The 25,863-nt window shown below is 72.5% G+C and carries 25 protein-coding genes and 1 tRNA gene; 17 read left to right on the top strand and 9 right to left on the bottom strand.

What is annotated here, in order from left to right; genetic code table 11:
* The first annotated feature begins 1 nt into the window (after position 1).
* From AOM07_RS05840 to der, 4 genes are read left to right on the top strand one after another with little or no spacing between them, the layout of a single operon-like run.
* The gene (locus AOM07_RS05840; protein ID WP_062311840.1) at positions 2–1,048 is read left to right on the top strand and encodes a prephenate dehydrogenase; all 1,047 of its coding nucleotides are present in this window, start codon (positions 2–4) and stop codon (positions 1,046–1,048) included.
* A complete protein-coding gene (cmk, locus tag AOM07_RS05835; RefSeq protein WP_084830134.1) occupies positions 1,045–1,782 on the top strand; it encodes a (d)CMP kinase in 738 nt (245 codons plus the stop codon). Before AOM07_RS05840 ends, cmk begins: the two co-directional genes overlap by 4 nt.
* Positions 1,779–2,477 (top strand): lysophospholipid acyltransferase family protein, encoded by a 699-nt coding sequence (locus tag AOM07_RS05830; RefSeq protein WP_062311839.1) that lies wholly within the window; start codon positions 1,779–1,781, stop codon positions 2,475–2,477. The genes cmk and AOM07_RS05830 overlap by 4 nt, the downstream gene beginning before the upstream one ends.
* The gene (gene der / locus AOM07_RS05825) at positions 2,474–3,955 is read left to right on the top strand and encodes a ribosome biogenesis GTPase Der (protein ID WP_062311838.1); all 1,482 of its coding nucleotides are present in this window, start codon (positions 2,474–2,476) and stop codon (positions 3,953–3,955) included. Before AOM07_RS05830 ends, der begins: the two co-directional genes overlap by 4 nt.
* A gap of 441 nt (positions 3,956–4,396) precedes the next feature.
* Here der and AOM07_RS05820 read toward each other — a convergent pair whose 3' ends face one another.
* From AOM07_RS05820 to AOM07_RS05805, 4 genes are read right to left on the bottom strand one after another with little or no spacing between them, the layout of a single operon-like run.
* Positions 4,397–4,585, bottom strand: coding sequence for a hypothetical protein (locus tag AOM07_RS05820; RefSeq protein WP_062311837.1), 189 nt, complete (start codon positions 4,583–4,585; stop codon positions 4,397–4,399).
* A gap of 48 nt (positions 4,586–4,633) precedes the next feature.
* Entirely contained in the window at positions 4,634–5,050 is a 417-nt protein-coding gene (locus AOM07_RS05815) for a DUF1801 domain-containing protein (RefSeq protein ID WP_062311836.1), read from the bottom strand.
* A 4-nt stretch (positions 5,051–5,054) separates the two neighbouring features.
* The gene (locus tag AOM07_RS05810) at positions 5,055–5,825 is read right to left on the bottom strand and encodes a glycerophosphodiester phosphodiesterase family protein (protein WP_082101515.1); all 771 of its coding nucleotides are present in this window, start codon (positions 5,823–5,825) and stop codon (positions 5,055–5,057) included.
* Positions 5,822–6,748 carry an alpha/beta hydrolase gene (locus AOM07_RS05805; RefSeq protein WP_062311835.1) on the bottom strand — a complete coding sequence of 309 codons (927 nt, stop codon included), beginning with the start codon at positions 6,746–6,748 and terminating at the stop codon, positions 5,822–5,824. Before AOM07_RS05805 ends, AOM07_RS05810 begins: the two co-directional genes overlap by 4 nt.
* Positions 6,749–6,839: 91 nt before the next feature.
* Here AOM07_RS05805 and AOM07_RS05800 point away from each other — a divergent pair, with 91 nt between their 5' ends.
* Entirely contained in the window at positions 6,840–8,192 is a 1,353-nt protein-coding gene (locus AOM07_RS05800) for an MFS transporter (RefSeq protein WP_062311834.1), read from the top strand.
* Positions 8,193–8,360: 168 nt separating this feature from the next.
* Here AOM07_RS05800 and AOM07_RS05795 read toward each other — a convergent pair whose 3' ends face one another.
* The 3 genes from AOM07_RS05795 to AOM07_RS05785 are packed head-to-tail and all read right to left on the bottom strand — an operon-like array spanning position 8,361 to position 10,471.
* Positions 8,361–8,900: a hypothetical protein gene (locus tag AOM07_RS05795; protein WP_062311833.1), complete on the bottom strand. Its 540-nt coding sequence runs from the start codon at positions 8,898–8,900 to the stop codon at positions 8,361–8,363.
* Positions 8,897–9,505, bottom strand: a complete 609-nt coding sequence (locus AOM07_RS05790) for a nucleoside deaminase (RefSeq protein ID WP_062311832.1) — start codon at positions 9,503–9,505, stop codon at positions 8,897–8,899. Before AOM07_RS05790 ends, AOM07_RS05795 begins: the two co-directional genes overlap by 4 nt.
* An 18-nt stretch (positions 9,506–9,523) precedes the next feature.
* On the bottom strand, positions 9,524–10,471 hold the full coding sequence (locus AOM07_RS05785; RefSeq protein WP_062311831.1) for a pyroglutamyl-peptidase I: 948 nt from the start codon (positions 10,469–10,471) through the stop codon (positions 9,524–9,526).
* Positions 10,472–10,613: 142 nt separating this feature from the next.
* On the opposite strand from AOM07_RS05785, the gene AOM07_RS05780 reads away from it, so the two are divergent.
* From AOM07_RS05780 to AOM07_RS05725, 12 genes are all read left to right on the top strand, one after another.
* Complete coding sequence (locus AOM07_RS05780) at positions 10,614–11,801, top strand: GGDEF domain-containing protein (protein WP_062311830.1); 1,188 nt, start codon at positions 10,614–10,616, stop codon at positions 11,799–11,801.
* A 144-nt stretch (positions 11,802–11,945) separates the two neighbouring features.
* Positions 11,946–13,166 (top strand): substrate-binding domain-containing protein, encoded by a 1,221-nt coding sequence (locus AOM07_RS05775; protein WP_062311829.1) that lies wholly within the window; start codon positions 11,946–11,948, stop codon positions 13,164–13,166.
* Positions 13,167–13,174: 8 nt separating this feature from the next.
* Entirely contained in the window at positions 13,175–13,939 is a 765-nt protein-coding gene (locus AOM07_RS05770; RefSeq protein WP_062311828.1) for an ABC transporter ATP-binding protein, read from the top strand.
* On the top strand, positions 13,936–14,655 hold the full coding sequence (locus AOM07_RS05765; RefSeq protein ID WP_062311827.1) for an ABC transporter ATP-binding protein: 720 nt from the start codon (positions 13,936–13,938) through the stop codon (positions 14,653–14,655). The genes AOM07_RS05770 and AOM07_RS05765 overlap by 4 nt, the downstream gene beginning before the upstream one ends.
* Entirely contained in the window at positions 14,652–15,530 is an 879-nt protein-coding gene (locus tag AOM07_RS05760; protein WP_062311826.1) for a branched-chain amino acid ABC transporter permease, read from the top strand. The genes AOM07_RS05765 and AOM07_RS05760 overlap by 4 nt, the downstream gene beginning before the upstream one ends.
* Positions 15,527–16,678 (top strand): branched-chain amino acid ABC transporter permease, encoded by a 1,152-nt coding sequence (locus AOM07_RS05755; protein ID WP_084830133.1) that lies wholly within the window; start codon positions 15,527–15,529, stop codon positions 16,676–16,678. The genes AOM07_RS05760 and AOM07_RS05755 overlap by 4 nt, the downstream gene beginning before the upstream one ends.
* Positions 16,675–18,225 carry a class I adenylate-forming enzyme family protein gene (locus AOM07_RS05750; protein ID WP_062311825.1) on the top strand — a complete coding sequence of 517 codons (1,551 nt, stop codon included), beginning with the start codon at positions 16,675–16,677 and terminating at the stop codon, positions 18,223–18,225. Before AOM07_RS05755 ends, AOM07_RS05750 begins: the two co-directional genes overlap by 4 nt.
* A complete protein-coding gene (locus tag AOM07_RS05745) occupies positions 18,212–18,859 on the top strand; it encodes a TetR/AcrR family transcriptional regulator (protein ID WP_082101513.1) in 648 nt (215 codons plus the stop codon). Before AOM07_RS05750 ends, AOM07_RS05745 begins: the two co-directional genes overlap by 14 nt.
* Positions 18,859–19,608, top strand: a complete 750-nt coding sequence (locus AOM07_RS05740; protein ID WP_062311824.1) for a 3-hydroxybutyrate dehydrogenase — start codon at positions 18,859–18,861, stop codon at positions 19,606–19,608. The genes AOM07_RS05745 and AOM07_RS05740 overlap by 1 nt, the downstream gene beginning before the upstream one ends.
* Entirely contained in the window at positions 19,605–20,510 is a 906-nt protein-coding gene (locus tag AOM07_RS05735; RefSeq protein WP_062311823.1) for an alpha/beta fold hydrolase, read from the top strand. The genes AOM07_RS05740 and AOM07_RS05735 overlap by 4 nt, the downstream gene beginning before the upstream one ends.
* The gene (locus AOM07_RS05730) at positions 20,507–21,580 is read left to right on the top strand and encodes an alpha/beta fold hydrolase (protein ID WP_062311822.1); all 1,074 of its coding nucleotides are present in this window, start codon (positions 20,507–20,509) and stop codon (positions 21,578–21,580) included. Before AOM07_RS05735 ends, AOM07_RS05730 begins: the two co-directional genes overlap by 4 nt.
* Before the next feature lie 139 nt (positions 21,581–21,719).
* A tRNA-Pro gene (locus AOM07_RS05725) sits at positions 21,720–21,793 on the top strand.
* 405 nt (positions 21,794–22,198) lie between these two features.
* Here the strand turns inward: AOM07_RS05725 and AOM07_RS05720 are convergent.
* Together AOM07_RS05720 and AOM07_RS05715 are read right to left on the bottom strand one after the other, a co-directional pair.
* A complete protein-coding gene (locus AOM07_RS05720) occupies positions 22,199–23,833 on the bottom strand; it encodes a helicase-related protein (protein WP_156171808.1) in 1,635 nt (544 codons plus the stop codon).
* A gap of 198 nt (positions 23,834–24,031) precedes the next feature.
* Positions 24,032–25,852, bottom strand: coding sequence for a hypothetical protein (locus tag AOM07_RS05715; protein WP_062311820.1), 1,821 nt, complete (start codon positions 25,850–25,852; stop codon positions 24,032–24,034).
* Positions 25,853–25,863 lie beyond the last annotated feature (11 nt).

Here is a 25,863-nt window from a genome sequence, read left to right as displayed (position 1 = left end):
CATGTCTCCCCGCACGCACGTCATCGGCGCCGGACTCATCGGCGCGAGCATCGGCATCGGCCTGTCCGCCGAGGGCTGGACCGTCACCATCGAGGACAACGACGCCGAGGCGCAGGCCCTCGCGCGCTCGATCGGCGCCGGTGGCGAGCCGGGCGCCGAGCAGCCCGAGCTCGTCATCGTCGCCGTCCCGCCGTCCGCCGCCGCCGCGGTGGTCGCGGCCGCGCTCGGCCGCTATCCGGACGCCGTCGTCACCGACGTCGCGAGCGTCAAGGCCCCCATCGCCGCCGCGGCCACCGCGACCGGCGCATCGTCCCGCTACGTCGGCTCGCACCCGATGGCCGGCCGCGAGGTCTCCGGCGGCCTGGGCGCGCAGGGCGACCTGTTCAAGGCGCGCCCGTGGGTGCTGTGCCCCAACGGAGCCACCGAGGACGCCATCGCGCTGGTCGCGCGCGTGCCCGAGGCGCTCCAGTGCGACGTCGTGACGATGGAGGCGGACGCGCACGATGCGGCGGTCGCCCGCGTCTCGCACGCGCCGCAGGTCGCGGCATCGGCCGTCGCGGCCGCGCTCGGCATCCTCGACGCCGACGACGTCGCCCTCGCGGGCCAGGGCCTGCGCGACGTCACCCGCATCGCGGGCTCGCTGCCCGGCATGTGGGCGGACATCGCGCGCCTCAACCGCGGGCACCTGGTCGAGACGCTCGACCACATCATCACCGACCTCGAGGAGGTGAGGGAGGCCGACGACATCGGCGAGGCCCTCACCGACCTCATCGACCGCGGCCGCTTCGAGACCGCGCGCATCCCCGGCAAGCACGGCGGGGCCACGCGCGACTGGACGCCGGTCACCGTCATCGTCCCCGACACCCCCGGCCAGCTCCTGCGCCTGCTCGCGCACACCGCCGAGGTCGACGTCAACGTCGAGGACATCGCCATCGAGCACTCGCCGCGGCAGCCGGTGGGACTCACGACGCTCTACGTGCTGCCCTCGCGCGCGCCCGACCTGGTCGCGGCGCTCGAGCGGCAGGGTTGGGAGATCGCTGCATCATGACCGGAATCTCGATCGCGATCGACGGGCCCGCGGGCACCGGCAAGTCGACGGTGGCCAAGGAGGTCGCGCGCCGGCTCCAGCTCGCGTACTTCGACACGGGCGCCACCTACCGCGTCGCCACGCTGTGGTGCATGCGCGAGGGGGTCGACCTCGGCATCGAGTCCGACGTCGCCGCCATGGTGGAGACCATGAACGTCGGCCTCGTGCTCGACCCGCGCAACCCGCGCGTGCTGCTCGAGGACGAGGACGTGTCCTCGCTCATCCGCTCCGACGCCGTCGCGCTCACCGTCTCCAAGGTGGCGACCAACCTCGAGGCGCGCGCCGCGCTCGGCCACTGGCAGCGCGAGGTCATCGCGTCGGAGCTCGAGGGCGGCTACTCGGAGGGCCGCGGCATCGTGTCCGAGGGCCGCGACATCACCACGATCATCGCGCCCGAGGCCGACGTGCGCATCCTCATGACCGCCGACGAGGAGATCCGCGTCGCCCGCCGTGCCGGCGAGGGCGCGGACGTCGCCACCGTCCGCGAGGCCGTGCTCGGCCGCGACAAGAAGGACGCGACCGTCGTCTCGTTCCACACCGCGGCGGACGGCGTCCACACGCTCGACACCAGCGACCTCACGATCGAGGAGGCCGTCCAGGCCGTGCTCGACCTGGTCGCCGAGACCCGCGGCGAGAGCGGGGACGATGCGGCGGACGCCCCCGCGGCCGAGGCCGCCGACGAGGCGGGGGAGTGAGCGCGCCCGTCCCGAGCCGCTGGGGACCGCGCTGGTCCCGCTGGGTGGGCCGGTTCCTCGCGCGTGTGCTGTGGCGCACCGAGGTGCGCGGCCGCGCCAACGTCCCGGCCGAGGGCGCCGCGATCGTCGTGTGCAACCACGTGGGCCTCATCGACGGCCCGGTCGTGCACGGCGTCATCCCGCGCGGCTCGCACTTCCTCATCCGCGAGGGCATGATGTCCGGCCCGCTCGGCGCGATCCTCAACGCCGCGCAGCAGATCACCGTGCGCGAGTCCGGCCGCGAGGCCCTCGCGCAGGGCCTGGCCGTGCTGCGCCGCGGCGACGTGATCGGCGTGTTCCCCGAGGGAACGCGCGGCGGCGGCACCGCGGAGGCCGTCCACGGCGGCGCCGCGTGGCTCGCCATCCAGTCCGGCGCGCCCGTCGTGCCGACCGCGATCATCGGCTCGCGGCACACCGGCGAGTCCGTGAACGTGTGGCCCCGGCCCGGTCGGCGGCTGCTGGTGGCGTTCGGCGAGCCCATGGTTCTCACCCCGCCCGCGGACGTCCGCGGCGGCCGCGCGAAGCAGGCGTGGGCGGCCGAGAGGCTCGCCGAGGCGCTGCGCGACCAGGTGACACGTACCCTTGACACGACAGACCTCGAGCTTCCGCTCGACGACCCGCGCCGCGAGACGCGCGAAGAGAAGGACCACGCATGACGGACGAGCAGCCGCTTCCGGCGCCCCACGAGTCGGACGCGCCCGAGTCGCTCGACGAGATCCGCGAGGCCGCGCTGCGCGCCGGCCTCGACGAGTACGACCTCACCCCCGAGGACCTGGCCGAGCTGACCGGCGAGGCGCTGCCCGAGACCGAGGAGGCGCTGCCCGTCCTCGCGATCGTCGGCCGCCCCAACGTCGGCAAGTCGACCCTCGTCAACCGCATCATCGGCAAGCGCCTCGCGGTCGTCGAGGACACCCCCGGCGTCACGCGCGACCGCGTCGCGTACCGCGCCGAGTGGGCGGGCCGCGACTTCACGCTGCTCGACACCGGCGGCTGGGAGAAGAACGTCACCGGCATCGACCTGTCCGTCGCGCAGGCCGCCGAGGCCGCGATCGACATGGCGGACGCGATCGTCTTCGTCGTCGACGCGGTGGTCGGCGCCACCGCGACCGACGAGCAGGTGGTGCGCCTCCTGCGCAAGGCCGACAAGCCCGTCGTGCTGGCCGCCAACAAGGTCGACGGCCCGCAGGGCGAGCTCGAGGCGGCCGCGCTGTGGAACCTGGGTCTCGGCGAGCCGTACCCCGTGTCCGCGCTGCACGGCCGCGGCACGGGCGACCTGCTCGACGCCGCGATGGCGGTGCTTCCCGAGGAGATGCACCAGATCGAGATCGACGAGCACGCGCCGCGCCGTATCGCGCTCGTCGGCCGCCCCAACGTCGGCAAGTCGTCGCTGCTCAACAAGCTCGCCGGCGCGGAGCGCGTCGTCGTCAACGAGATCGCGGGCACCACGCGCGACCCGGTCGACGAGATCGTCGAGATCGGCGACCGGCCGTGGACCCTGGTCGACACCGCCGGCATCCGCCGCCGGGTCCACATGACCAAGGGCGCGGACTTCTACGCCTCGCTGCGCACGCAGACCGCGATCGAGCGCGCCGAGGTGGCGCTGGTGCTGCTCGACGCGTCCGCGGCGCTCACCGATCAGGACCTGCGCGTCGTGCAGCAGGTGGTCGACGCCGGCCGCGCGATGATCTTCGTCTACAACAAGTGGGACCTCGTGGGCGAGGACGAGCGCTTCATGCTCGAGCGCTCGATCGAGCAGGACATGGTACAGCACACGTGGGTGCCGCGCGTGAACCTGTCGGCCAAGACCGGCTGGCACACGAACCGCCTGCTCCCGGCGCTCGAGCTCGCGCTGTCGAGCTGGGACCAGCGCATCTCCACGGGTCGTCTCAACTCGTTCCTCGGCGAGCTCGTCGCGGAGCACCCGCACCCGGTGCGCGGCGGCAAGCAGCCCAAGATCCTGTTCGCGACGCAGGCGGCGACCCGCCCGCCGCGCTTCGTCATCTTCGCCTCCGGCTTCCTCGACCCGCAGTACCGCCGCTTCATCGAGCGACGCCTGCGCGAGAACTTCGGCTTCGAGGGCACGCCCATCCAGATCTCGGTGCGCGTGCGCGAGAAGCGGGGCCGCAAGAAGTAGGGCGCGAGGCGCGCGGGTCGCGTGTCGCGCGCGACCCCGGCGTGCCGCGACAGCCGCAAGGTTCCCATCCCGTTGTTTTAGGAATTCCCAAAATAGGTGGCGGGACTGGGTGGCGGGCTCCGCGGTGGTGGCGTGGCCTCATGTCGGAGCGCGTGGGTGCGCGTGGGCGTCACCGTGCGTGGGTGTGCGTGGGCGTCACCGTGCGCGGGTGTGCGTGGGCGTCGCCGTGCGGCGCGTCGCGCGCGAGAGCCGGCGTGTCCGGCCGACCGTCGCACCCCCGCCGCACTGTTTTAGGAAATCCTGAAATAGTCGGATGGGGTGGGTGGCGCGCTTCCGGGAGATGCGGCGGCTCCATAGCTGCGCGCCTGGCGCCGCGTGCGAGCGATCGCTCGCCGGCGTTCGAGCAGAGGCCCCTGAGAGACCCGGCTTGCCGGCCGGCGGCTACTGCGGCCCTCCGCCGCTCATCCGGGAGAACACCAGGCCCAGCACGAACCCGATGCCGATGAACGCCGGGAAGAGCGCGAAGGTGTCGGTCGCCATCCAGATGAGGAAGCCCATGAGCGACCCGAGCAGCATGCCGGCGGCGAACGGCAGCGGCCGGATCGGCGGCTGCTGGTCGTCATCGCTCATCGGTCGCTCCCTCCTTCCCCGCGTCGGGGCCCGCCCCCGGCCAGGTCCCTACCCGGCGGTGGCGTCGAAGTCGCCCCGCGCGAACGCGATCTCCGCGAGGTCCGCGAGCACCTCGAGATCGATCCCGTCGAGGCGCTTGACGTAGACGCATCCCGCCCCGACCGTGTGGGTGCCCAGCTGGGGCAGCAGCCCCTCGCCCTCCGGCGTGTCCTTGAGCCCGTAGAAGGTCAGCTGCGCCTTGCGCGGGGAGAAGCCGACCTTGGGCATGTCGCCCTCCCGCCCGGTGGCGTAGCGGTAGTGCAGCGCGCCCCAGCCGATGATGGACGGGCCCCACATCACGGGCTCGACGCCCGTGACCTCGGTGAGCAGCGCGACCACGCGCTCGGCCTCCTCGCGCCTTCGCGCGGGCTCGACGCCCTGGACGAAGGCCTCGACCGGCACGTCGGTGGGGATGGTCTTGTTCATCTCCTCACCATAGGCCGCGGGCCTCGAGCACCTCGCGGAGCAGGTCCGCCCGGTCGGAGACGATGCCGTCGACGCCGGCGTCGAGCAGCGATTCCATCTCCGCGCGATTGTTGACCGTCCACACGTGGACCACGCGGCCCGCATCGTGCGCGAGCCTCACGTGCCGCTCCGTGAGCACGGGGACCACGCCCACGCGCCAGGGGATCTGCAGTCCGTGGACGTGCTCGAGCGAGCGCAGCGTCCCCAGCCCCAGGAGCCCTCCCAGGAAGAACCGCGCGGCCTCGCCCGTGCCGGCGCTCGTCGCGACCGGACGGCTGAGGCGCCGCACGGTCGCCTCGCGTCGCTCCGCCGAGAACGAGGCGACGCACACACGGTCGTGGGCGCCCGTGCGCTCGATGGCCTCAGCGATCGGGACGATGCCGGACTCGGCTTTGACGTCGATGTTCACCCGCAGCTCGGGCCACGTGCCGAGCACGTCCTCGAGCAGGGGCACCGGTTCGACGCCGCCGATCCGGGCCTCCTTGACGTGCGCCCAGGGCAGCTCGGACACCTCGCCCTCCGCGTCGGTCGTGCGATCGAGCGACGAGTCGTGAAGGGCGACCGCGACGCCGTCGACGGTGCCGTGCGCATCGGTCTCGACGTAGGCGAAGCCCAGGTCGACCGCGGACTGGAACGCGGTCATCGAGTTCTCCAGGCCGTCGAGGGAGAAGCCGCGATGCGCGAGCGCCGCGAACGGGGCGTCGAAGTACGGGTGGTCGGGTCGCATGAGGGTCATGGGATCGCCTTCGGGAGCCAGGAGCGGATGGAAGCGAGGTAGGCGGCGCGGGGCACGGGGGAGGACAGCGACAGCTCGTGGATGCCGCCGGTGATGACGGCCTCGGTGACGTCGGGTCCGAGCCGGGGAGCGAGGCGCGCGATCGCCGCCACGTCGACCGCCGTGTCCTGCACGCCGAGGAGCGGGTTGTCGGGCGTGTCGGGGCCGCTCGAGCCAGCGCGCGCGACCAGGACCGGAACGCGGATGTCGAGGCCGCGCGCGACCCTGCGTTGCGCCCGGCGGACGGCGGCCAGCCACGCGGCCCGGGCGGGGATGCCGAGCGGGGTCTTCCAGTCGGGGTCGAACCCCCATGAGCCGCCCTGCTCGGAGAGGAGATGAGCGGCGTAGCGCGACGGGTGGTGCGCGAGGACGGCGCCGGGTCGCATCCGCGCGACGGGTCCGACGGCGTGAAGGAGCACCCGCTCGCGCCGGTTGTCCGGCCGGGCGAAGAACGGGCTGTCGAGGATGAGCCCGGCGAGCACGGGGAACGGCCGGTCCGCGGCCCAGATGGCGGCGGCGAGGCCGCCGGTCGAGTGCGCGTGCACCACGAGGGGCACGCCGGACAGCTCTGCCGCGATCGCTTCCGCGGCGGCGGAGATGTCGTCGCCGAGCTCGCCGATGTCGCCGATGAGGTGCGGCACGTCCCCGGGCCGCAGCGAGCGGCCCGCGCGGCGCAGGTCCACGGCGTAGAACGCGAACCCGAGCCCCGCGAAGAACTCCGCCAGGTGGGTCTGGAAGAAGTAGTCGTTGTAGCCGTGGACGTGCAGCACCGCGCCCCGCGGGGAGTCGATCGGCGGCGTTGCCCGGACCAGCGTGGCGGGGCCCAGCGCGCGCGCCTCGAACCCGGCGAGCACATCGTCGCCCCAGGTCCCGGCGTCGTCCATAACCCGATCGTGCCACCAACGGGCCCGGCGTTCAGCCAGCGTTGGCGTGTTGGACGCGCATCGTTCACCCGGGGACGGCACTCTTAGGGCCATGACCTCCGAGGCGACCTCGCACGCGGCGGCCCCCGACGACGCGGCCCAGCCGACGCGGTGGGGCCGCGTCGTCGCCTGGGCGCTGTGGGACTGGGCGACGCAGCCGTTCAACTCCGTCATTGTCACGTTCGTCTTCGTGGCGCTCTACCTCACCTCCGAGTCCTTCCTCGATCCCGAGATCGCGTCGCTCGGCGAGGGGCACCCCGCGTACGACCTCGGCCTGTCCCAGCTCGCGGGCGGTCTGGGCACCGGCATGACGGTCGCCGGCATCCTCGTCGCGGTGCTCGCGCCCGTGCTGGGCCAGCGCGCCGACACTTCGGGCAAGCGGAAGGCCTGGCTCGCGCTCTTCACGGGCCTGCTGGTGCTGTGCATGCTGGGGCTCTTCTTCGTCCAGGCCGCGCCGCCGTTCTTCGCGCTCGGCGTGGGGCTCATCGCGCTCGGCAGCGTGTTCGGCGAGATCGGCGGCGTCAACTACAACGCGCTGATCTCGCAGGTGAGCAGCCCGCGCAACGTGGGGCGGGTGTCGGGCCTCGGCTGGGGCTTCGGCTACGTCGGCGGCATCGTCGCGCTGGTCATCGTGGTGGTCGCCGACGGCGCCGACTGGTGGGGCATGGACACGTCCAACGGCATGGCGTACCGCGTCATCGCGGTCGGCTGCGCGCTGTGGGCGGCGGCCTTCGCGTGGCCGGTGTTCCGCTTCGTGCCGGAGGCTCCCGCGACCGGACGGCCGCCGGTGTCGATGCTGGGCAGCTACACGCGGCTGTGGGGCGACCTCGTGGCGCTGTGGCGCGAGTCGCGCACGACGGTGTGGTTCCTCGGCGCGAGCGCGGTCTACCGCGACGGCCTCGCGGGCGTCTTCGCGTTCGGCGCCGTGATCGCCTCGGTCGCGTACGGTTTCGACGCGACGCAGGTCATCATGTTCGGGATCGCCGCGAACCTGGTCGCCGGGCTCGCGACGATGCTCGCGGGGCTGGTCGACGACTGGATCGGTCCGCGCCGCCTCATCATCGGCTCGCTCACCGGCATGGTGGTCGCGGGGCTCGCGGTCGCCTTCCTGCACGACGTCGGGCCGATCGTGTTCTGGATCGCGGGGCTGACCCTGTGCCTCTTCGTGGGTCCGGTGCAGTCCGCATCGCGCTCGCTGCTGGCGCGCGTGTGCCCTCCGGGCAAGCAGGGCGAGATCTTCGGGCTCTACGCCACCACGGGCCGCGCGGTCTCGTTCCTCGCGCCGCTCATGTGGACGCTCGCGATCGCGCTCACCGGCGCGACCATCTGGGGAGTGCTGGGCCTCATCACGGTCGTCGCGCTCGGCCTGGTGCTCATGCTGCTCGTCAAGATCGACGCCCGCTGACCTCCGCCAGCCCCACCGCCCCGTCGGCCGGGACGCCCAGTACTCCGGCGGCCCAGGAGTACCCCGCGTCCCGCACGAGCGCCGAAACGCCGTAGGGGAGTACCCAGTGTCCCGGCCGCGAGGGAGCGGGGGCGGGGGCGGGACCGAGAGGGGGCGGGGGCGGGCCGATCAGAGGCGCGCGAGGAGGTCCTTGAGCGCCGCCCGCGCCCGCGCGCGGTCCTCCTCGGAGCCCAGCCGGGACCACGTGAGCGTGAGGACGGCACGCCCGGAGCGCAGGCTCGCCTGCGCGCGCACGCGGGTGCCGTCGGCGAGTGTGACGCGCCAGCGGCGGTAGGCGTCGGTCGCGGTCTCCGTGGGAGGGTCCGCGAAGGGCATGCCGCCGATGCAGGCTTCCTCGTCGGCGATCCCGCGCCACGCGGCCATCGCCTCGTCGAGAGTGCCGCCGTGGGTGCGGCTCGCGGAGGCCTCGTAACTGCCGTCCTGGCGCTGCCCGGGAGCACGGCGGCCGAGGTGCTGCTCGTACGCGACCGTCGTCATCTGCGCCCACCAGCCCGGGTTGTCGACGTGGCCCAGGTCGCGCCTCGCGACGGCCACGAGCGCGCGGTGGTCGAGCGCGTCCCCGCCCGCCGCCTCGAACGCGGCGACCCATGCCGGCCACGCGCGGCCCGTCGCGCGCGCGATGGCGTCGGCGTTCGCGGGCTCGCTCACGGGTGGTGCTCGACCGGTCCGGTGCCGCGGGCGTTGTAGACGGTCGACGCGGACTCGCCGTACGCCCGGTAGACGGCCAGCGCCTCGTCCCTCAGGACGTCGTGCGTCACGGCGATGCCGCGGGCCTCGAACTGCTCGGCCCAGTCGGCGACGACCGGGCCCTCGTCGAAGCGGGTGAGCTCCTCGAGCTCGGGGCCCTCGCCCGCGACGACGAGGCGTCGCACGCCGGACCACAGGGTCGCGCCGTAGCACTGCACGCACGGCCGCCAGTTGACCACGAGGGCGAGATCGCGCTCCGCGCCCAGATCCCAGGTGCCCAGCCGCGCCTGCGCCAGCGCGAGGGCCATCACCTCGGCGTGGCCCGCGCTGATGCCGGTGCCGAGCACGACGTTGACGCCCACCGACACGAGCTCGCCGGTGACGCCGTCGACGACGATCGCCGCAAACGGGCCGCCGCCGCCCTCGCGCCAGTTGCGGTCGGCGAGCCGGTGGACGAGGGCCATCTGCTCGGCCGGGGTCGCGAGCGCGTCCGGCAGGCCGGGCAGGTCCGCGACGAGCCAGCCGGGCAGGGACAGGGTGACGCTGGTGGCGAGGCCGTCGGCCATGAGTCCTCCGGGGGCGGTTCAGGAGTCGGTGCGGGTCCCCGAGATGATCTCGTCCCAGGTGGGATGACGGTACACGGGAGCGTCGTCCTCGGCGGGCTCCGCCTCGTCGGGCGCGTCCGCATCCGCGCCCGCGTCGGGGGCGGCGCCCTGCGCGACCTCCGGCATCTCGCCCGACGTGGGCGACCACGCGGGGGCCGCTTCCGGCTCGGGCTGCGGCTCGTCGACGGGCTCGCCCTCGCCCTCCGCGGAGACCGGGAGGCCGTACGCGGGGGTGTCGCCCGGGATCGGCGCGGTGATCGGCATGAGGAAGGGCTGGGTCGCCTCGGACTCGTCCTCCTCCTCGATCTCCGGCTCCATCTCGGGCTCGGAGTGCTCGCCCATGACGGTGTCGACGACGGTGCGCAGCGCCTCGGCGAGCACCTCGGCCGGGAGGGCCGGCCCCGCCGCGCCCATCTCGGGCGTCGCGGGGATCTGGATCAGGCCGCTGGGCACGCCCCACTCGGCGAGCTCGCGCTGCATCACGTAGAAGACGTGGTTGGCCAGGCCGCTGCCGGCGTTGAGCGACAGCCGCGCAGGCAGGCCGCGGGCGTCGAGCGCCTCGACGATCTCCTTGGCGGGCAGCGTCGACCACAGCGCCGCGGCCGCGCCGTCGACCACCGGGGCGTCGACCGGCTGGGCGCCGTGCGCGTCGGGCGTCGCGGCGTCGTCGAGGTTGACCGCGAGACGCTCGACCGAGACGGCGTCGGCGCCGGGCGCCGTCGCGACCACGAGGACGGCGTCGGGAAGGTGCTTCGCCACCGACGCGCGCAGGCGGCGCGCCGCCTCCTTGTACGCCGGCACGAGGTCGCGGTGGACGATCTCGGCGCTGCCGTGCCACGTCTCGGCGAGGATGCGGGTGGCGTCGGCGGAGGCCTCCGCGGTGGCGCCGGGCATCGGTTCGAAGGCGGTGATGAGGACGCGGGCCATGTGTCCAGATTAGGCGGTTCGCCCCCACGTTCCGTGCCGCGGCGCCGCCCCCGACGCATCGTTCCTGGTGCGCCGCCGTACGGATGTGAGAACGCCCACACGCCCCTTCCCACGGGCGCGCCGCGTTCCCTACGGTGACCCCGTGATCGATCCGACGAGCGTGCGCCTCGCGCTCGCCGTCGTCGTGGCCCTCGCCGCCGTCCACACCCTGCTTGTCCTGCGCCGCACGTCGCGCGCGCCCGTGGTGGCATGGTGGGCGGGCGCGCTCGCCGCGTACGGCTCGAGCACCGTCCTCTACCTCGCGAACGGCTCCGCCTTCCAGGCGTTCACGGTGCCGCTCGCGAACACCGCCGGCGTGCTGGGCGGCCTTCTCGTGCTCCGCGCGGCTCGCTCGCTGCGCGGACGCGGGCTGCCGTGGTGGCTGAGCGCCGGCGTGCTCGCTGGCGCGCTGGGCACGGCCGTCACGGAGGACCCCGGCCACGACACGTGGGCCGGCGGCGCGTACTACCTCGCCGCGATGGGCGGGACCGTCGGCGTCGCGGCGGGGGAGACGTGGCGGCTGCGCCTCGGCCGTTCCCCGGGCGCCTCCCGCATGAGCCCCTCCGAGCGCGGCGCGATCCTCACGTTCGCGGCGGCGGGCAGCCTGTACGCGGCCTTCTACGGGCTGCGCTGGGCGATCTACGTGACCGAGGGGCCGGGCAGCGACCTCTTCGGGGCGCTCGGCGGCACGGGGCTCACCACCCTCATCCTCATCGCGACGGTGACCGCCGTGACGCTCGCCGTCACGCACCTCGCGGACGCGGCGCATCGCGACGAGCTGCGCCGGCGTGCGACCACCGACGACCTCACCGGCGTCCTCGGCCGTGGCGAGCTGCTCGCGCGCGCGGCGCGGCTGGTCGCGCGGCGGCCGGACGGACGGCCCGACGCGGTCGTCGTCGCGGACCTCGACTTCTTCAAGCGCGTCAACGACACGCACGGCCATGCCGAGGGCGACCGGGCGCTCGTGAGCTTCGCGCGCGCGTGGCGCCGGGAGCTGCGCGCGGACGAGCTCATCGGCCGCCTGGGCGGCGACGAGTTCGTCGCGGTGCTCGTGGACGCGACGCCCGCGCAGGCCGCGGCCCGCGCCGACGCCGTGACACGGCGCTTCGTCGCGGATCTCGAGTCCGGCGGGCCGGGCGCACCCACCGCGAGCCACGGCGTCGCGGCCGTCGAGGACGGGGTGACGGTCGAGGCGCTCATCGCGCGCGCGGACGCCGCGCTCTACGAGGCGAAGGCGGCCGGCCGGAACACGGTGCGGGTCCACGGGGAGGCGCCGGAACCCGCCGCCTGACGGCCGGTCGAGCGCCCCGACGGGAACGCCGCGACACTCCGAGACACGCCACCCCTTGACGCCGGACCGCGACACCCCTAGCGTGAGCCATAACCTGAATCGCCTTTCAGGTACGCAACTTTCAATGGCGAAAGGGCAGTCCCCATGCGTAAAGAGAAGGCGGCGCTTATCGGCGCCGTAGCCGCGTTGACCACCATCCTGGCAGCCTGTGCTCCCACCTCCGAGTCTCCCGGCACCGAGCCGTCGAGCTCGTCCTCCTCGTCGTCAGGGATGTCCCAGGCGACCGAGGTCACCGTCGGCGTCATCACCAGCGAGTCGGGAGTGCTGGCCGGCTACGGCGAGCAGTTCCTCGCGGGCTTCGAGGCAGGCCTCGACTACGCGACCGACGGCACCAACATGGTGGGCGACACCACCATCGTCGTCGAGAACCGCGACGACGCGGGCGACGCCGACAAGGCCGTCACCGCCGCCAAGGAGCTCATCGGCTCGGGGGTGAACATCCTCACCGGCACGGTGTCCTCGGGCGTGGCCCTCGCGGTCGCCGAGCAGGCCGCGCAGAACAAGGTCCTCTACATCTCCGGCCCGGCCGCGGCCGACGCCATCACCGGCATCAACGAGTACACGTTCCGCGCGGGCCGCCAGAGCTCGCAGGACGTCGCGACCGCCGGATCGTTCCTCGACGACGTCGACGGCAAGAAGGTGCTCGTGTTCGCTCAGGACACCGCGTTCGGCCAGGGCAACTTCGCCGCCGTCGACGCCATCCTGGGCGGCCAGGGCGCCGAGGTCTCGTCGATCCTCGTCGCTGAGGACATCACCGAGTTCACCACCTTCGCGCAGCAGGTCATCGACGCGAAGCCGGACCTCGTGTTCGTCGCGTGGGCGGGCGCCACCTCGGGCGCGATGTGGCAGTCGATGAGCCAGCAGGGCGTCCTCGACGAGGTGCCCGTGGTGACCGGCCTGGGCGACGTCGCCACCTACGGCGCGTACGGCGAGGCCTCGGAGTCGATCAAGTTCCTCAACCACTACTTCGCCGGCGCGGCCGACAACGAGGTCAACATGGCGATGGTCGAGCACATCGAGGCCGCGGGCGGCACCGCCGACCTGTTCAGCCCCGACGGCTTCAACGCCGCCCTCATGGTGGTCCAGGCCATCGCCGAGGGCGCCGGCGACGTCGACGCGATGATCGCAGCGCTCGAGGGGTACTCGTTCGAGGGCCCGAAGGGCACCGTCACCGTCCGTGAGGGCGACCACGCGCTCCTCCAGGACATGTACCAGGTGAAGCTCGTCGCCGACGGCGACTCCTACTCGCCCGAGCTCGTCGCGACCGTCCCGGCGGCCGACGTGGCGCCGGCCGAGGCGGAGTAACCGGACGCATGAGCACCGCAGTCCCGTCCGCGCTCCGCATCGAGGGCCTCGGCCTCAAGATCGGCGGCGCCACCATCCTCGACGGCATCGACCTCGACATCCCGCCCGGCTCGCTCGTCGGCGTCATCGGCCCCAACGGGGCCGGCAAGACGACGCTCTTCAACGCGATCTCCGGGGTGGTGACGCCCACGTCGGGCCGCGTGCTGATGGACGACCGCGACATCACGGGGACCAGCGTCCCCGCGAGGGCGCGGGCGGGACTCGGTCGCACCTTCCAGACCTCGAGCAACTTCCCCCGGCTGAGCGTGCTCGAGAACGTCCGGGTGGCCGCCCAGGCCTCCCGCGGCGGCAGCTACTCGCTCCTGCGCTTCCCGCGCGGGGACGATGCGGCGACCGCCGCCGCACGCGACGCCCTCGCGCAGGTGGGGCTCGAGCATCGTGCGCACGTCCCGGCCGGGGACATCTCCCACGGCGACAAGCGCAAGCTCGAGATCGCCGTGCTGCTCGCGACCGACGCACGGCTCGTCCTCCTCGACGAGCCCATGGCGGGCGTCGGCTCCGGCGACGTCCCCGGCCTGGTCGAGCGGATCCGCGACCTCCACCAGGTCAAGGGCTGCACGGTCCTCATGGTCGAGCACCACCTCGAGGTCCTCATGGGCCTCGTGGAGCGGGTCGCCGTCCTGGTGGCGGGCCGCATCGTCGCCTTCGACACGCCGGAACGGATCATGGCCGACCCCCGGGTCCAGGCCGCCTACCTGGGGAGCGCCGCATGAGCACCATCCTCGAGGTCGAGGGCCTCCACGGCTCGATCAACGGCCAGCAGGTCGTCGAGGACGTGTCCTTCACCGTCCCGTCCACCGGCATCACCGCGGTCCTCGGCCGCAACGGCGTCGGCAAGACCTCCACGCTGCGCGCCATCCTGGGCCTCATCGACCGCTCCGGCGAGGTGCGCCTCGCGGGGGAGCGGATCGACGGCCTGCGCACCCACCGCATCGTCCGCCAGGGCGTCGGCTACGTGCCGGAGGACCGCGAGGTCTTCGGCAGCCTCACCGTGGAGGAGAACCTCCAGCTGGCCGTGCGCCAGCGCAAGCCGCGCCGCGAGCTCGTCGACGCGCTGTTCCCCGACCTCGTCCAGCGCCGCCGCCAGATGGCCGGCACGCTGTCCGGCGGGCAGCAGCAGATGGTGTCGCTCGCCCGCGCGCTCATCAACGACAACCGGCTGCTCCTCGTCGACGAGCCGACCAAGGGCCTCGCACCCCTCATCGTCGACCAGGTCGCCGACGCGCTCGAGGAGGCGTCCGCCACCGTGCCCATCCTGCTGGTCGAGCAGAACCTCGACGTGGTCCGCCGCCTCGCGACGGACGCGATCGTCATCAGCGGCGGCCGCGTGGTCCACACCGGACGCGCGGCGGACATCCTCGGCGACGAGGAGCTCACGCACCGCCTCCTGGGCGTCGGCGTGGCCCCCGCGACGGGAGGCACCCGATGAGCACGCTCGTCCTCGTCCTCCTCACCGGCATCGGCCTCGGCGCGCTGTACTTCCTGGTCGCCTCGGGCCTCAGCCTCATCTACGGCCTCATGCACGTCCTCAACTTCGCGCACGGCGCGTTCCTCACGCTCGGCGCGTTCATGGGCTTCGAGGTGGCGCGCCGCCTCGACTCGACCTCCTGGTGGGCCTTCGCGGTGTCGATCCTCGTCGGCGGCCTCGTCGGCGCCGGCGTCGCGGCGCTCACCGAGCTCGCGCTCATCCGGCCGCTGTACGAGCGGCACATCGAGCAGGTACTGGTCACCGTGGGCCTCGCGTTCGCCGCGGTCGCGCTCTACGAGGGGATCTGGGGGTCCGACCCCATCTACATCCAGGCACCCGCGTGGATGCGGGAGACCACCGGGGTGCTCGGCGCGCAGGTGCCCAACACCTACTGGGTGCTCATGGCGGCCGCCACCGCGCTGCTCATCTCGCTCGTCGTGTTCCTGCGCTACACGCGCTTCGGCACGATCATCCGCGCCGGCGTCGAGAACCGCGCCATGGTGACGGCGCTCGGCATCGACGTCCGCACCGCGTTCCTGCTCGTCTTCGCGATCGGCGGGTCGGCCGCCGGCGTGGGCGGCGTGCTCGCGGCGCACTACACCGGCTACGTGTCGGCGCACCTCGGCTCGACGCTGCTGATCTTCGCGTTCATCGTCACCGTGATCGGCGGGCTCGGCTCGCTGCCCGGCGCCGCGATCGCTTCCGTGATGGTCGCCGTGCTGCAGCAGTTCGCCAACTACTACATGGGCGGCACGGGCGACATCATCGTCGTCGTGGCCCTCGCGGGCGTGCTGCTCGTGCGACCGTCCGGACTGCTCGGAAGGAGGTTCGCATGACCGCCGCCGTCGCGGCCGCGCGCCGCATCCCCGTCCCGCTCGTCGTGGGCGTGGGTCTCGTCATCCTCATGGCGTGCCTGCCGCTGCTCAACATCTCCGTCCCGGGCGTCCTCCCGACGCCGACGTACCAGCCGGGCACGCTCGCGCTGCTGTCGCTCGCGATGATCTTCGCGGCGCTGGCCCTCAGCTACAACATGCTGCTGGGCACCGCGGGCATGCTGTCCTTCGGCCACGCGCTGTACTTCGGCGCCGGCGCGTACGGGCTCGGCATCGGCCTCGAGAACCTCGGCGTGCCGCTGTGGCCCGGGGTCATCGTCGCCCTCGTCGGCGGCCTCGTCATCGCCTTCGTCACGGGTGCGGTGTCGATGCGCGTGTCCGGCATCCCGTTCGCGATGGTGACGCTCGCGTTCGCGCAGGCCGGCTCGGTGCTCGTGCGCCGCAACTCGTCGGTGACCGGCGGCGAGGAGGGGCTCAGCCTCAACACCGACGGCGTGCCGGACCTCCTGGTCGGCGTCGTCAACACGCGCAACCTCTACTGGGCGACGCTGGCCGTGCTGGTGGTCGTCTACCTGGTCGCGGTGTGGGTCGACCGCTCGCGCTTGGGCCACCTGGCCCGCGCGACCCGCGAGAACGAGCTCCGCGTCAAGGTGCTGGGGCTCGAGCCCGCCCGCGCCCGGCTGCTCGTCTTCGTCATCGCCGCGCTGTGCGCGTCGCTCGTCGGCGTGGCCTACATGCTGCTGCAGTCGGGGACCGTGCCGCGCTCGGTGTCGGCGGACCTCACCATCACGGTGCTCGTCATCGTGGTGCTGGGCGGCGTGGGCTACCGGTGGGGTGCGATCGTGGGCGGTGTGGTCTACACGATCCTCGACCAGCGCCTCACGGTGCTCGCCGGCTCCGACATGATCGAGTCGCTGCCGTCGGTGCTGCGGGTGCCGCTGTCGGAGCCGCTGTTCATCCTCGGCGCGCTGTTCATCCTCGTCGTGATGTTCCTGCCGGGCGGCATCGCCGGCACGGTCGACTCGTGGGTGCGCCGGCGCCGCGCCGGCAGCGCGCACGGGGAGCCGGAGATGTCGGACGATGCGCCGGCCGGGCGGATCGAGGGCGCCGAGCAGGTGCTCGAGACGGCGGGGCAGGAGTCGCGCTCGTGACCGCCTCGCACACCGTCGGACGCTGGCTGGTCGACCGGGCCGCGCGCTCGCCCGAGCGCATCGCGATCGACGACCGCGGCCTCACCGTCGACTACCGCACGCTCGCCGACCGCGCGGGCGCGCTCGCCTCGCGGCTGCGGGACGCGGGATACGGTCCCGGCGACCGCATCGCGACGGTGTCGGCGAGCTCCGCGGACCACGTCGTGCTGTTCTTCGGCTGCGCCCTCGCGGGCGTCGCGTTCGTGCCGCTGTCGTGGCGGCTCACGGCGGCCGAGCTGGCGGCGCTGCTCGTGCGGACGCGGCCCGCGATCGTCGCGGTCGACGACGAGCACTCGACGCTGGTCGCGGAGGCGATGACCGCGGCGGCGTGGGACGGCGCGGCCCCGCCGGTCGCGACGCTCGGCAGCGCCGGCCTCGAGGCGCGCGTGCCGGACTCCGGCCGGGACACCGCGCCCCGCGCGGTGCGCGACGGCGACGCGCTGCTCATCGTCTACACGTCCGGCTCGGAGGCCGAGCCCAAGGGCGCGATCCTCACCCACGAGGGCTGCTTCTGGAACAACCTCGCGCTGGCCGGGGCGCTGCCCGTCCACGAGGACGACGTCGTGCTCGCGATGCTGCCGCAGTTCCACGTCGCGGCGTGGAACGTGCAGCCGCTGCTCGCGTGGTGGCGCGGCGCGACCGTGGTCCTCGAGAGCACGTTCCAGCCGTCCCGCGTGCTGCGCCTCATCGCGGAGCGCCGCGTCACGTGCGCCATGGGCGTGCCGACGCAGTACCGGCTGCTCGCGGACGACCCGGGCTGGCAGGCCGCGGACGTGTCCTCGCTGCGGCTCGCCGTGGTCGGCGGCGCGACCGCGGACCCCGAGCTGCTCGCCGCGTGGGACGCGCGGGGCGTCGCGCTCACCGCGGGCTACGGCCTCACCGAGGCCGGCCCCAACGTGCTGTGCCTGCCGGCCGGCGAGCCCGCCGCGGGCCCCGGAGCGGTGGGCCGGCCGTACCCGCACGTCGAGGTGCGGCTCGTCGACCCCGACACCGGGCTCGTCCTCGACGGCCCGGCGACCGGCGAGCTGCAGGTGCGCGGCCCGAGCGTGTTCGCCGGCTACCTCGGCGATCCCGACGCGACCGCCCGCGCGTTCGACTCCGGCTGGCTGCGGACCGGCGACCTCGCGGCCCGCGACGCCGACGGCGTCTACCGCGTGGTGGACCGGCTCAAGGACATCTACATCTCGGGTGGCGAGAACGTCGCGCCCGCGGAGGTCGAGCGGGCCCTCGAGCGGCATCCGCTCGTCGCGGCCGCCGCCGTCGTGGGCGTCCCCGACCCGGTATGGGGCGAGCGGGGCGTCGCGTTCGTCGAGCCGCGGAGCGACGCGCTGGTGTCCGAGGACGAGCTGCTCGCGCACGCCCGCACGCACCTCGCGGGCTTCAAGGTGCCCGTGCGGATCGCGCTCGTCGACGAGCTGCCGCGCACCGGCTCGCAGAAGGTGCGGCGCGCCGTCCTCAGGGACCGCGCGGCGCGGATGGCGGAGGAGGTGACCCGTGAGCGTGGATGAGATCGAGGAGCCCACGTCGACGTCGGGCAAGCCGCTCACCAAGCGCGGCGAGAAGACGCGCGGTCGCCTGCTCGAGGCCGCCGAGCACGTCTTCGCCGACCAGGGCTACCACGACGCGTCGATCGTCAAGATCACCGAGCGCGCGGGCATCGGGCTCGGCACCTTCTACCTCTACTTCGACTCCAAGCAGGCGATCTTCGAGGCACTCGTCCTCGACCTCAACCGCCGGGTCCGCCACGCGATGAGCGAGGAGATGGCCGGCGCATCGTCCCGCATGGAGGCCGAGCGGGCCGGCTTCGCGGGCTTCTTCCGCTTCACCTCGGAGCACCCCGCGCTCTACCGCGTGGTGCGCGAGGCGGAGTACGTCTCGCCGGGGACGATGCGGGAGCACTACCAGCGCATCGTCGCCGGGTACGAGGACGGCCTGCGCCGGGCGCAGGCCGACGGGGACGTCGACGCGGGCCTCGACCCCGAGGTGACCGCGTGGACGCTCATGGGCATCGGCGAGCTCATCGGGATGCGCTACCTGCTGTGGGAGCGCACCGAGGAGGGCGCGCCGCGGCTGCCCGACGACGTGTTCGAGTCCGTGATGAGGGTGGTGCGCAACGCGCTCACCGCCGGGGAGGATGGGTGATGACGACCGATCTCGAGGGGCGCAAGGCCCTGGTGACCGGCGGCGCGAGCGGCATCGGCCTCGCGTGCGCGAGGGAGCTCGCCGGGCGCGGCGCGCGCGTCGTCGTCGCGGACATCAACGCGGAGGCCGCGGAGGCGGCGGCCGCCGAGATCGGCGGCGAGGCGTGGCACGTCGACCTGTCCCGCACCCGCGACCTCGACGCGCTCGAGCTCGACGTCGACGTGCTCGTCAACAACGCGGGCCTGCAGCGGGTGTCGCCGGTCGACGAGTTCGACCCCGACGCGTTCCGCCTGCTCCACGACATCATGCTGATCTCGCCGTTCCTGCTCATCAGGGCGTCGCTGCCGCACATGTACGGACGCGGCTGGGGGCGCATCGTCAACATCTCGTCGGTCCACGGCCTGCGCGCCTCCGCGTACAAGTCGGCGTACGTGTCCGCCAAGCACGGGCTCGAGGGGCTGTCCAAGGTGACGGCGCTCGAGGGCGGTCCCCACGGCGTGACGAGCAACTGCATCAACCCCGCGTACGTGCGCACTCCGCTGGTCGAGAAGCAGATCGCCGACCAGGCCCGGGTGCACGGCATCCCCGAGGACGAGGTCGTCGAAAAGGTGATGCTGACCGAGACGGCGGTCAAGCGGCTCGTCGAGCCGGAGGAGGTGGCGTCGCTCGTCGGCTGGCTCACGTCGGACGCCGCCGGCATGGCGACTGGCGCCTCGTACACGATCGACGGCGGCTGGACGGCGCGATGAGCACCCCGGGCTACCGGCGCATCACGGTGCCGGTCGACGGCGGCGACCTCGCGGTCGGCGTGTGGGAGCCGGCGGGGGAGGTCTCCGGCACGGCGCTGCTCGTGCACGGCGTCACCAGCTCGCACCTCGCCTTCACGCACCTCGCGCGGCGGCTGCCGGGCATGCGGCTGATCGCGCCGGACCTGCGCGGGCGCGGCGGCAGCCACGCGGTGCGCGGCCCGGCGGGCATGGAGGCGCACGCGCGGGACCTCGTCGCCGTCCTCGACGCGTTCGGGCTCGACGCGGTGCCCGTCGTGGGCCACTCGATGGGCGCGTTCGTCGCGGTGGTGCTCGCGCATCGTGCCCCGGAACGGGTGACGAGCCTGGTCCTGCTCGACGGGGGGCTGCCGCTCGCCGTGCCGGAGGGGCTCTCCGCGGAGGACACCGTCGCCGCGATCCTCGGGCCTACCGCCGCGCGGCTGTCGATGCGCTTCGCGGACGTCGACGCCTATCTGGACTTCTGGCGCGAGCACCCGGCCTTCGCGCGGCACTGGACGCGGGAGCTCGAGGCGTACTTCGCGTACGACCTGGTGCCGGACAACGGCGGGCTGCGGCCCGCCACCAGCTACGCGACCACGGTCGACGACACGATCGACCTCAACACCGGATCGGCGCTGCGCGAGGCGCTCGCCGCGCTCGACACGCCGACGCTGCTCATGACCGCGCCGCGCGGCCTGCGCGACGAGGTGCCGGGCCTGTACGAGGAGTCGCGGCTCGCGAGCATGCTCGCGGACCTGCCGGCGATCCGGCACGTGCGGGTCGAAGGGGTCAACCATTACACGCTGGTGATGTCCCCGGAGGGCGCCGACGCCGTCGCCCCCACGGTGGCCGTCGCCCTGGCAGGGGAGAGGAGCACCGCATGACCGCCACGCAGGAGGAGCGCACCGCGCCGATGGAGGGGGTGACGTCGCGCATCGTGCGCACGCCGCGGCTCGCCGCCCACGTGCTCGAGCGGGAGGCCGCCGCGCCGCGCCGGACCGTCGCGTTCGTGCACGGCAACGTGTCGTCGTCGCTGTTCTGGCAGCCCACGATGCTCGGCCTGCCGGCCGACGTGCGGGCGCTCGCCATCGACCTGCGTGGCTTCGGCGCCTCGGAGACGCTGCCCGTCGACGCGACCCGCGGGGTGCGGGACTTCTCCGACGACGTCGCCTCGGTGCTCGACGAGCTCGGCACCGGCCCCGTCGAGGTGGTCGGCTGGTCGATGGGCGGCGGCGTCGCGATGCAGCTGCTGCTCGACCGTCCCGAGCTGGTCGCGGGGCTCACCCTGGTGGCTCCCGTGTCGCCGTACGGCTTCGGCGGCACGGCCGGTGCGGAGGGGCGTCTGTTGCGGGAGGACTGCGCCGGCACCGGCGGCGGGGGCGCGAACCCGGCGTTCGTGGCGGCCCTGGCCGCGGGGGACCGCACCGCGGACCAGCCGGTGTCGCCCCGCTCGGTGTTCCGCACCGCGTACGTGGCGGCCGCGGCGGAGCCCGCCGTCCTCGAGGACCTCTGGGTCGAGTCGATGCTCACGACCGCCACGGGCGAGGACAACTACCCCGGCGACGCGGCACCGGCCGAGGGCTGGCCGGGCTTCGGCCCCGGGCGCCGCGGCGTGCTCAACACGATGGCGCCGTGCTGGTTCGACGTGTCCGCGATCGCCGAGTCGGAGGCGCGGCCGCCGATCCTGTGGGTGCGCGGGACCGAGGACGCGATCGTCTCCGACGCCTCGCTGTTCGACCTCAACCACCTGGGCGCGCTGGGGGCGATCCCCGGCTGGCCCGGCGCCGAGGAGGCGCCCGCGCAGCCGATGATCGCGCAGATGCGTGCGGTGCTCGATCGCTACGTCGCGAACGGCGGCGAGTATCGCGAGGTGGCCTTCGACGGCTGCGGGCATTCGCCGCACCTCGAGCGGCCCGGCGCGTTCCTCGACGTGCTCGTCGAGCACCTGGGCTGACCTCCGGCCTGCAGCTGCCAGGCCGGACGATGCGCGGGAGCGGCAGGTCTCATCACTTAGTCATGGCGGGATTCCGGGTGCTCGGGCCGAGAAGTGGTCAGCGGACCCGCCGGATTCCGATATAGTTATCGGGCTGTCACGGGCTGTGGCGCAGCTTGGTAGCGCACTTGACTGGGGGTCAAGGGGTCGCAGGTTCAAATCCTGTCAGCCCGACGTGTAGCAAGCGGAAAGTCCTGGCAACTCACGGGTTGCCAGGACTTTTTGCATGGAGTGACATGACCCGGTCATCATTTACCCATCGACATCGTCGTCTCGCTCGCTGTGGCACGGCGCCGTCTGCGACGACGCGCCGAGGAGTAGTGACACCTTCGGCGGCCTCCGCGCAGGGGTACACCTTCTGTCTGCACGGCTGTTGACGGGCCTGCCAGGATTCGCCGGGCGACCGGCTGTTGGGGTCGTGAGTCCGCGATTGGGGTCGTGTGCGGCCTCGGTGCGGGGAGGCGGGAGCCTCTTGCATGGTGGACCGACGACTACTTCAACGCGTGGGTCGGACGGCGCTTCGAGGTGTGTGCCCGGCTCGAGGCTTCCATCTGAGTGGATGGCGTCGGGCGCGCCCAACTAGGCCGTCGACTCGCTGGTCCAGTGCTCCCAGGAGTCCGCCTCACAGTTGCGGCACTGATCGAGTCGGGCAGGGCATGGGCGCCCGCAGTCGGAGCAGCGGCCCATCGTGTGCTCGCGAATGTGATCCGGCAGCAGGTCGGTGAGACGGACAGACGCGGCGTGCTCGAGGGCAGCGGCGTCGGCGTAGGTGATGCCATGGCCGTCACCGAAGGCGCGGGTGAAGGACATGAGGTCGCGGGCCCATTTCGAGGCCCGCTCGGCGCTCTCGAGGTCTTCGATCGGGGCCGCGTAGTCGGCGGGTGTGCGGACTGCTTCGTCGCGGGCCAGTGCACGTGCGAACACGGCGGTGGTGTCCTTCACCGGCAGCGCGAGGAGCTTCCAGGCCTGCTCCACGGTGAGGCGGTCGAGGTACCCACGGATCTCCTCGCACCGTGCGACCAGCGGCTCGACGGGCATGGGACGCATCCACGGGTGTGAGGCCAGCAGTTCGCGCATCTCGCTCTCCCACGCGCGCAGGTGCGCGGCGAGCGAGGCTGCATCGGGCGCGCCGAGTTCTCCGAGCTTGGGCCGGACCTGTCCTTGGACCACCTTCAGGTCGGCGCTGGACTTCCCGGCTGCGACGAGCGCCGCGCGTTCGACAAGCGATGCACTTGCCGTCGAGCGTCCGCCCGCGAGCGAGTAGGCGCGACCCATCTCGGAGAGCCCGAATCGTCCAGCCCGGCCGACGATCTGCGCCGCTTCCCACAGGTGCAGCGACCGCAGCTCTCGGCCATCGTGCTTGGTGGTCTGCGCCATCACGACATGCTGGACGGGCAAATTGATGCCGTGGCCGATCACGTCCGTGCAGACGAGCACATCGAGATCTCCCGCGGCGAACGCATCGATCGTATGCATGCGCGCGTACGGCGGCATCGCGCCGTACAGGGTGCCGACCACGTGGTCCGTCGCATGGCCGATCTCGCGGGCCATCGCGAGGACGCTCGCGCGGGAAAACGCGACGACCACGGTTCCCGGTTCGAGATTCGCGACGCCGATACGGCCGCCGTACTCGACGGTCGAGAGCCGAGTGTGGTGATGCACAGTCGCAGACGGTAGAGCCTGACGCACCAGCGGCTCGAGCTCGGGTGCGCCGAGAATGACGAGGTGTTCGACCTCGGCGGCAGCGAGCAGCTCGGTCCACGCCCAGCCTCGCTGCTCGTCGACCAGCCAGTGAGTCTCGTCGATCACCATGGTGTGGGTCTGCCGTGGTGCGCATTCGGGTGTGCAGCACACGATGTCCGCGTCGGGGTTCTTGACCTGCTCGCCTGTGATGAGGCCGACTGCGTCGGCGCCAAGGCGTTCGGTGAGACGCTCGTAGACCTCGACGGCGAGCGCGCGCAAGGGCGCGACGTATGCGCCGTATCGGGCATGGGCGAGTTGTTCGATCGCGTGATAGGTCTTCCCGGAGTTGGTCGGGCCCAGATGTGCGGTGACACTCAGAGGCTCGACCGACCGGGTCGGCACCACAGGACGCACCAGCGCGCGGGCGACTGTGACGGCCGCGGGGTCGATCTGAATCTTTGGGCTCGCAGCGATTGCGGACGGCCCTTTCGGGCGCGGTCGGGTTCGTGCTGGGCGGTAGGAGCGGCTCACGCGACAAACTTATGGGTAGGGGCCGACAGTGGCCCCGGGGTGTGACTCCGCGTCGCACGCCCAATGCGGCGATGACTGCTTGGTGTGCTCCGAGAAACGGCCGGGACTACCGCGTCACTGCTGGCGGCGCTGGTTCATTGCTTCGGTGTGCGGGGCGCGCGCTGGACCAGCCCCTTGAACCCGGAACGGCCGACTACTTCAGGCGGGCACGTGAACGGTGAAGGGGATTCCGTAGTCTTCGAGCAGTTCCACGACCGACTCGGACGGACCGATAGTCTTTGAATCCGCGCTCGCGAAGAAGTGCCAGTGGGCCGACTCGATCGCACCAGTGTTAACAAGGTGCGCGTCCGACTCGATCTGTGCCCTGATTCCAGGGCTCATGTACACGTATCCGACTTTGGACTCGTGCGCCACGCCGTCCGCGAGAACGTCGATACGCCTCACCGAGGGATTACACACCAGGGCACAAGATGACGTTGAGAGCACTGCCTGGGTCGTCGTGCCTGTGCTGGTCCCGCCGTAGAGGTCGTCGAGGAAGGCTTCCGCCTCGTTCCAGTACTTGAAGAACGGCGCGCTGACACCAGCGACGTGGTCGGTACTGCTCATCGCGTTGGAGACGATCGCGATGCCAACCCTGCCTTCCGACAACTTCACCAGCGCTGCATCCGAGGAACCCGCATCCCTGAGCGTGGCCCATGCGACGGGCGACGCTTCCTTGAGAGCGGCGATTTTCGTCGGGCCGGGGAGCCACTTGAGACCGACGATCGTGGCGCCCACCGCTGCAGCGAGTTCGGGATGCCGGGCAACGAACTTGGCGACTTTGGCGGGAACTGCGGCAGCGTCGCCCGCAGCCGGGACCAGCCCCACCAGCGAGAACCCTGTGCCAACCCAATCCGCGTGGATCGCTGACCCGACGGCATCGCGGAGATCTGCAGCGCCGCCGATGACCCACCCCACACCGGGGATGAAGCTCGACGCACCGGACGAGACGTTGCCAGCCAGCCACGCGATCGAGTCTCCCTGCGAAAACTCCCCAAGGAGCGCACCTTCGGCGAAGTCCTTCGCGTACGTCGCCGGCTGGACCTTGACATCGGGCCACAGAGGATCGAGCCCCTGGCTTTCCATGTTCGCGACCTCGAAACCGTCGCTGAAGCCATCCCCGTCGGTATCGGCAAGGTCAGGTGCGGTTCCCAGGACGTCAGCTTCGACCTCGTCGCCGAGCCCGTCGCCGTCGGTGTCCGCGGCAAACGCGTCGAGTGAGAGGTCGGCCTCCGCGGCATCGGTCAGGCCGTCGTCGTCGGTGTCAGCAACGAGCGGGCTGGAGAACGCGACGTATTGAACCCCCTCTGGGATGACGTAGGTGACCTCGCCGGCCTCTTGCCGATCCGTGAGGCCGTCGTCATCCGAATCCGGGTCCATGGGGTTAGTGACGTAGATCGCACCTCGGGTACTCGTCCATCCGCGCGTCTCTGTCGCGTCGTCGAGGCCATCGCCGTCGGAGTCGACGTTGGAGGGGTCGGACACGCCCTGGTAGCGGATGCCTCCGTCGAAGCTCGGGATCGCGGCTCCGGCTTCGTCGCCGTCGGTGAGGCCGTCCATGTCTGTGTCTGGGTTCGACGGATCGGTGTGGAACGTGGCTCCACGTACCGTCGCCCATCCACGTGTCTCGACGCCATCGTCGAGCCCGTCACTGTCCGTGTCTGCGTTTGTGGGATCCGACAGCCCCGCATAGGTCACCGTTTCGTCGCGACCCGAGACGATCACGCCGGCTTCTTCGCCGTCGGACAGGCCGTCGTAGTCGGTATCTGCGAGCTGCGGATCGGTGACGTACGTGACGCCGTCAACGGTCTGCCAGCCTGCCTCCTCGACCCGGTCGGCCAAGCCGTCAGAATCGGAGTCTCGGTTCGGGTCGTCCACCAGCACGAAGCCCGCGACTGCGACCAGTACTACCGCGACGGCAGCAGCGATGCCTAGGCGCCAGCGAGGGCGCGTGGCCACCTCTTTCCCGTTCGAGGCCACTTGCGCATCTT

The organism is Demequina rhizosphaerae, from assembly GCF_000971255.1.
GTDB classification, from domain to species: domain Bacteria; phylum Actinomycetota; class Actinomycetes; order Actinomycetales; family Demequinaceae; genus Demequina; species Demequina rhizosphaerae.
The sequence above is the reverse complement of the archived record's forward strand: the minus strand, read 5'-3'. Positions and strand labels throughout refer to the sequence as shown.

What these genes read in the sequence shown, in the direction of transcription:
- AOM07_RS05840 (WP_062311840.1), top strand. Translation starts at nt 2, where the DNA reads ATGTCTCCCCGCACGCACGTCATCGGCGCCGGACTCATCGGCGCGAGC.
- cmk (WP_084830134.1), top strand. Translation starts at nt 1,045, where the DNA reads ATGACCGGAATCTCGATCGCGATCGACGGGCCCGCGGGCACCGGCAAG.
- der (WP_062311838.1), top strand. Translation starts at nt 2,474, where the DNA reads ATGACGGACGAGCAGCCGCTTCCGGCGCCCCACGAGTCGGACGCGCCC.
- AOM07_RS05820 (WP_062311837.1), bottom strand. Translation starts at nt 4,585, where the DNA reads ATGAGCGATGACGACCAGCAGCCGCCGATCCGGCCGCTGCCGTTCGCC.
- AOM07_RS05815 (WP_062311836.1), bottom strand. Translation starts at nt 5,050, where the DNA reads ATGAACAAGACCATCCCCACCGACGTGCCGGTCGAGGCCTTCGTCCAG.
- AOM07_RS05810 (WP_082101515.1), bottom strand. Translation starts at nt 5,825, where the DNA reads ATGACCCTCATGCGACCCGACCACCCGTACTTCGACGCCCCGTTCGCG.
- AOM07_RS05805 (WP_062311835.1), bottom strand. Translation starts at nt 6,748, where the DNA reads ATGGACGACGCCGGGACCTGGGGCGACGATGTGCTCGCCGGGTTCGAG.
- AOM07_RS05800 (WP_062311834.1), top strand. Translation starts at nt 6,840, where the DNA reads ATGACCTCCGAGGCGACCTCGCACGCGGCGGCCCCCGACGACGCGGCC.
- AOM07_RS05790 (WP_062311832.1), bottom strand. Translation starts at nt 9,505, where the DNA reads ATGGCCGACGGCCTCGCCACCAGCGTCACCCTGTCCCTGCCCGGCTGG.
- AOM07_RS05785 (WP_062311831.1), bottom strand. Translation starts at nt 10,471, where the DNA reads ATGGCCCGCGTCCTCATCACCGCCTTCGAACCGATGCCCGGCGCCACC.
- AOM07_RS05775 (WP_062311829.1), top strand. Translation starts at nt 11,946, where the DNA reads ATGCGTAAAGAGAAGGCGGCGCTTATCGGCGCCGTAGCCGCGTTGACC.
- AOM07_RS05770 (WP_062311828.1), top strand. Translation starts at nt 13,175, where the DNA reads ATGAGCACCGCAGTCCCGTCCGCGCTCCGCATCGAGGGCCTCGGCCTC.
- AOM07_RS05765 (WP_062311827.1), top strand. Translation starts at nt 13,936, where the DNA reads ATGAGCACCATCCTCGAGGTCGAGGGCCTCCACGGCTCGATCAACGGC.
- AOM07_RS05760 (WP_062311826.1), top strand. Translation starts at nt 14,652, where the DNA reads ATGAGCACGCTCGTCCTCGTCCTCCTCACCGGCATCGGCCTCGGCGCG.
- AOM07_RS05755 (WP_084830133.1), top strand. Translation starts at nt 15,527, where the DNA reads ATGACCGCCGCCGTCGCGGCCGCGCGCCGCATCCCCGTCCCGCTCGTC.
- AOM07_RS05740 (WP_062311824.1), top strand. Translation starts at nt 18,859, where the DNA reads ATGACGACCGATCTCGAGGGGCGCAAGGCCCTGGTGACCGGCGGCGCG.
- AOM07_RS05735 (WP_062311823.1), top strand. Translation starts at nt 19,605, where the DNA reads ATGAGCACCCCGGGCTACCGGCGCATCACGGTGCCGGTCGACGGCGGC.
- AOM07_RS05730 (WP_062311822.1), top strand. Translation starts at nt 20,507, where the DNA reads ATGACCGCCACGCAGGAGGAGCGCACCGCGCCGATGGAGGGGGTGACG.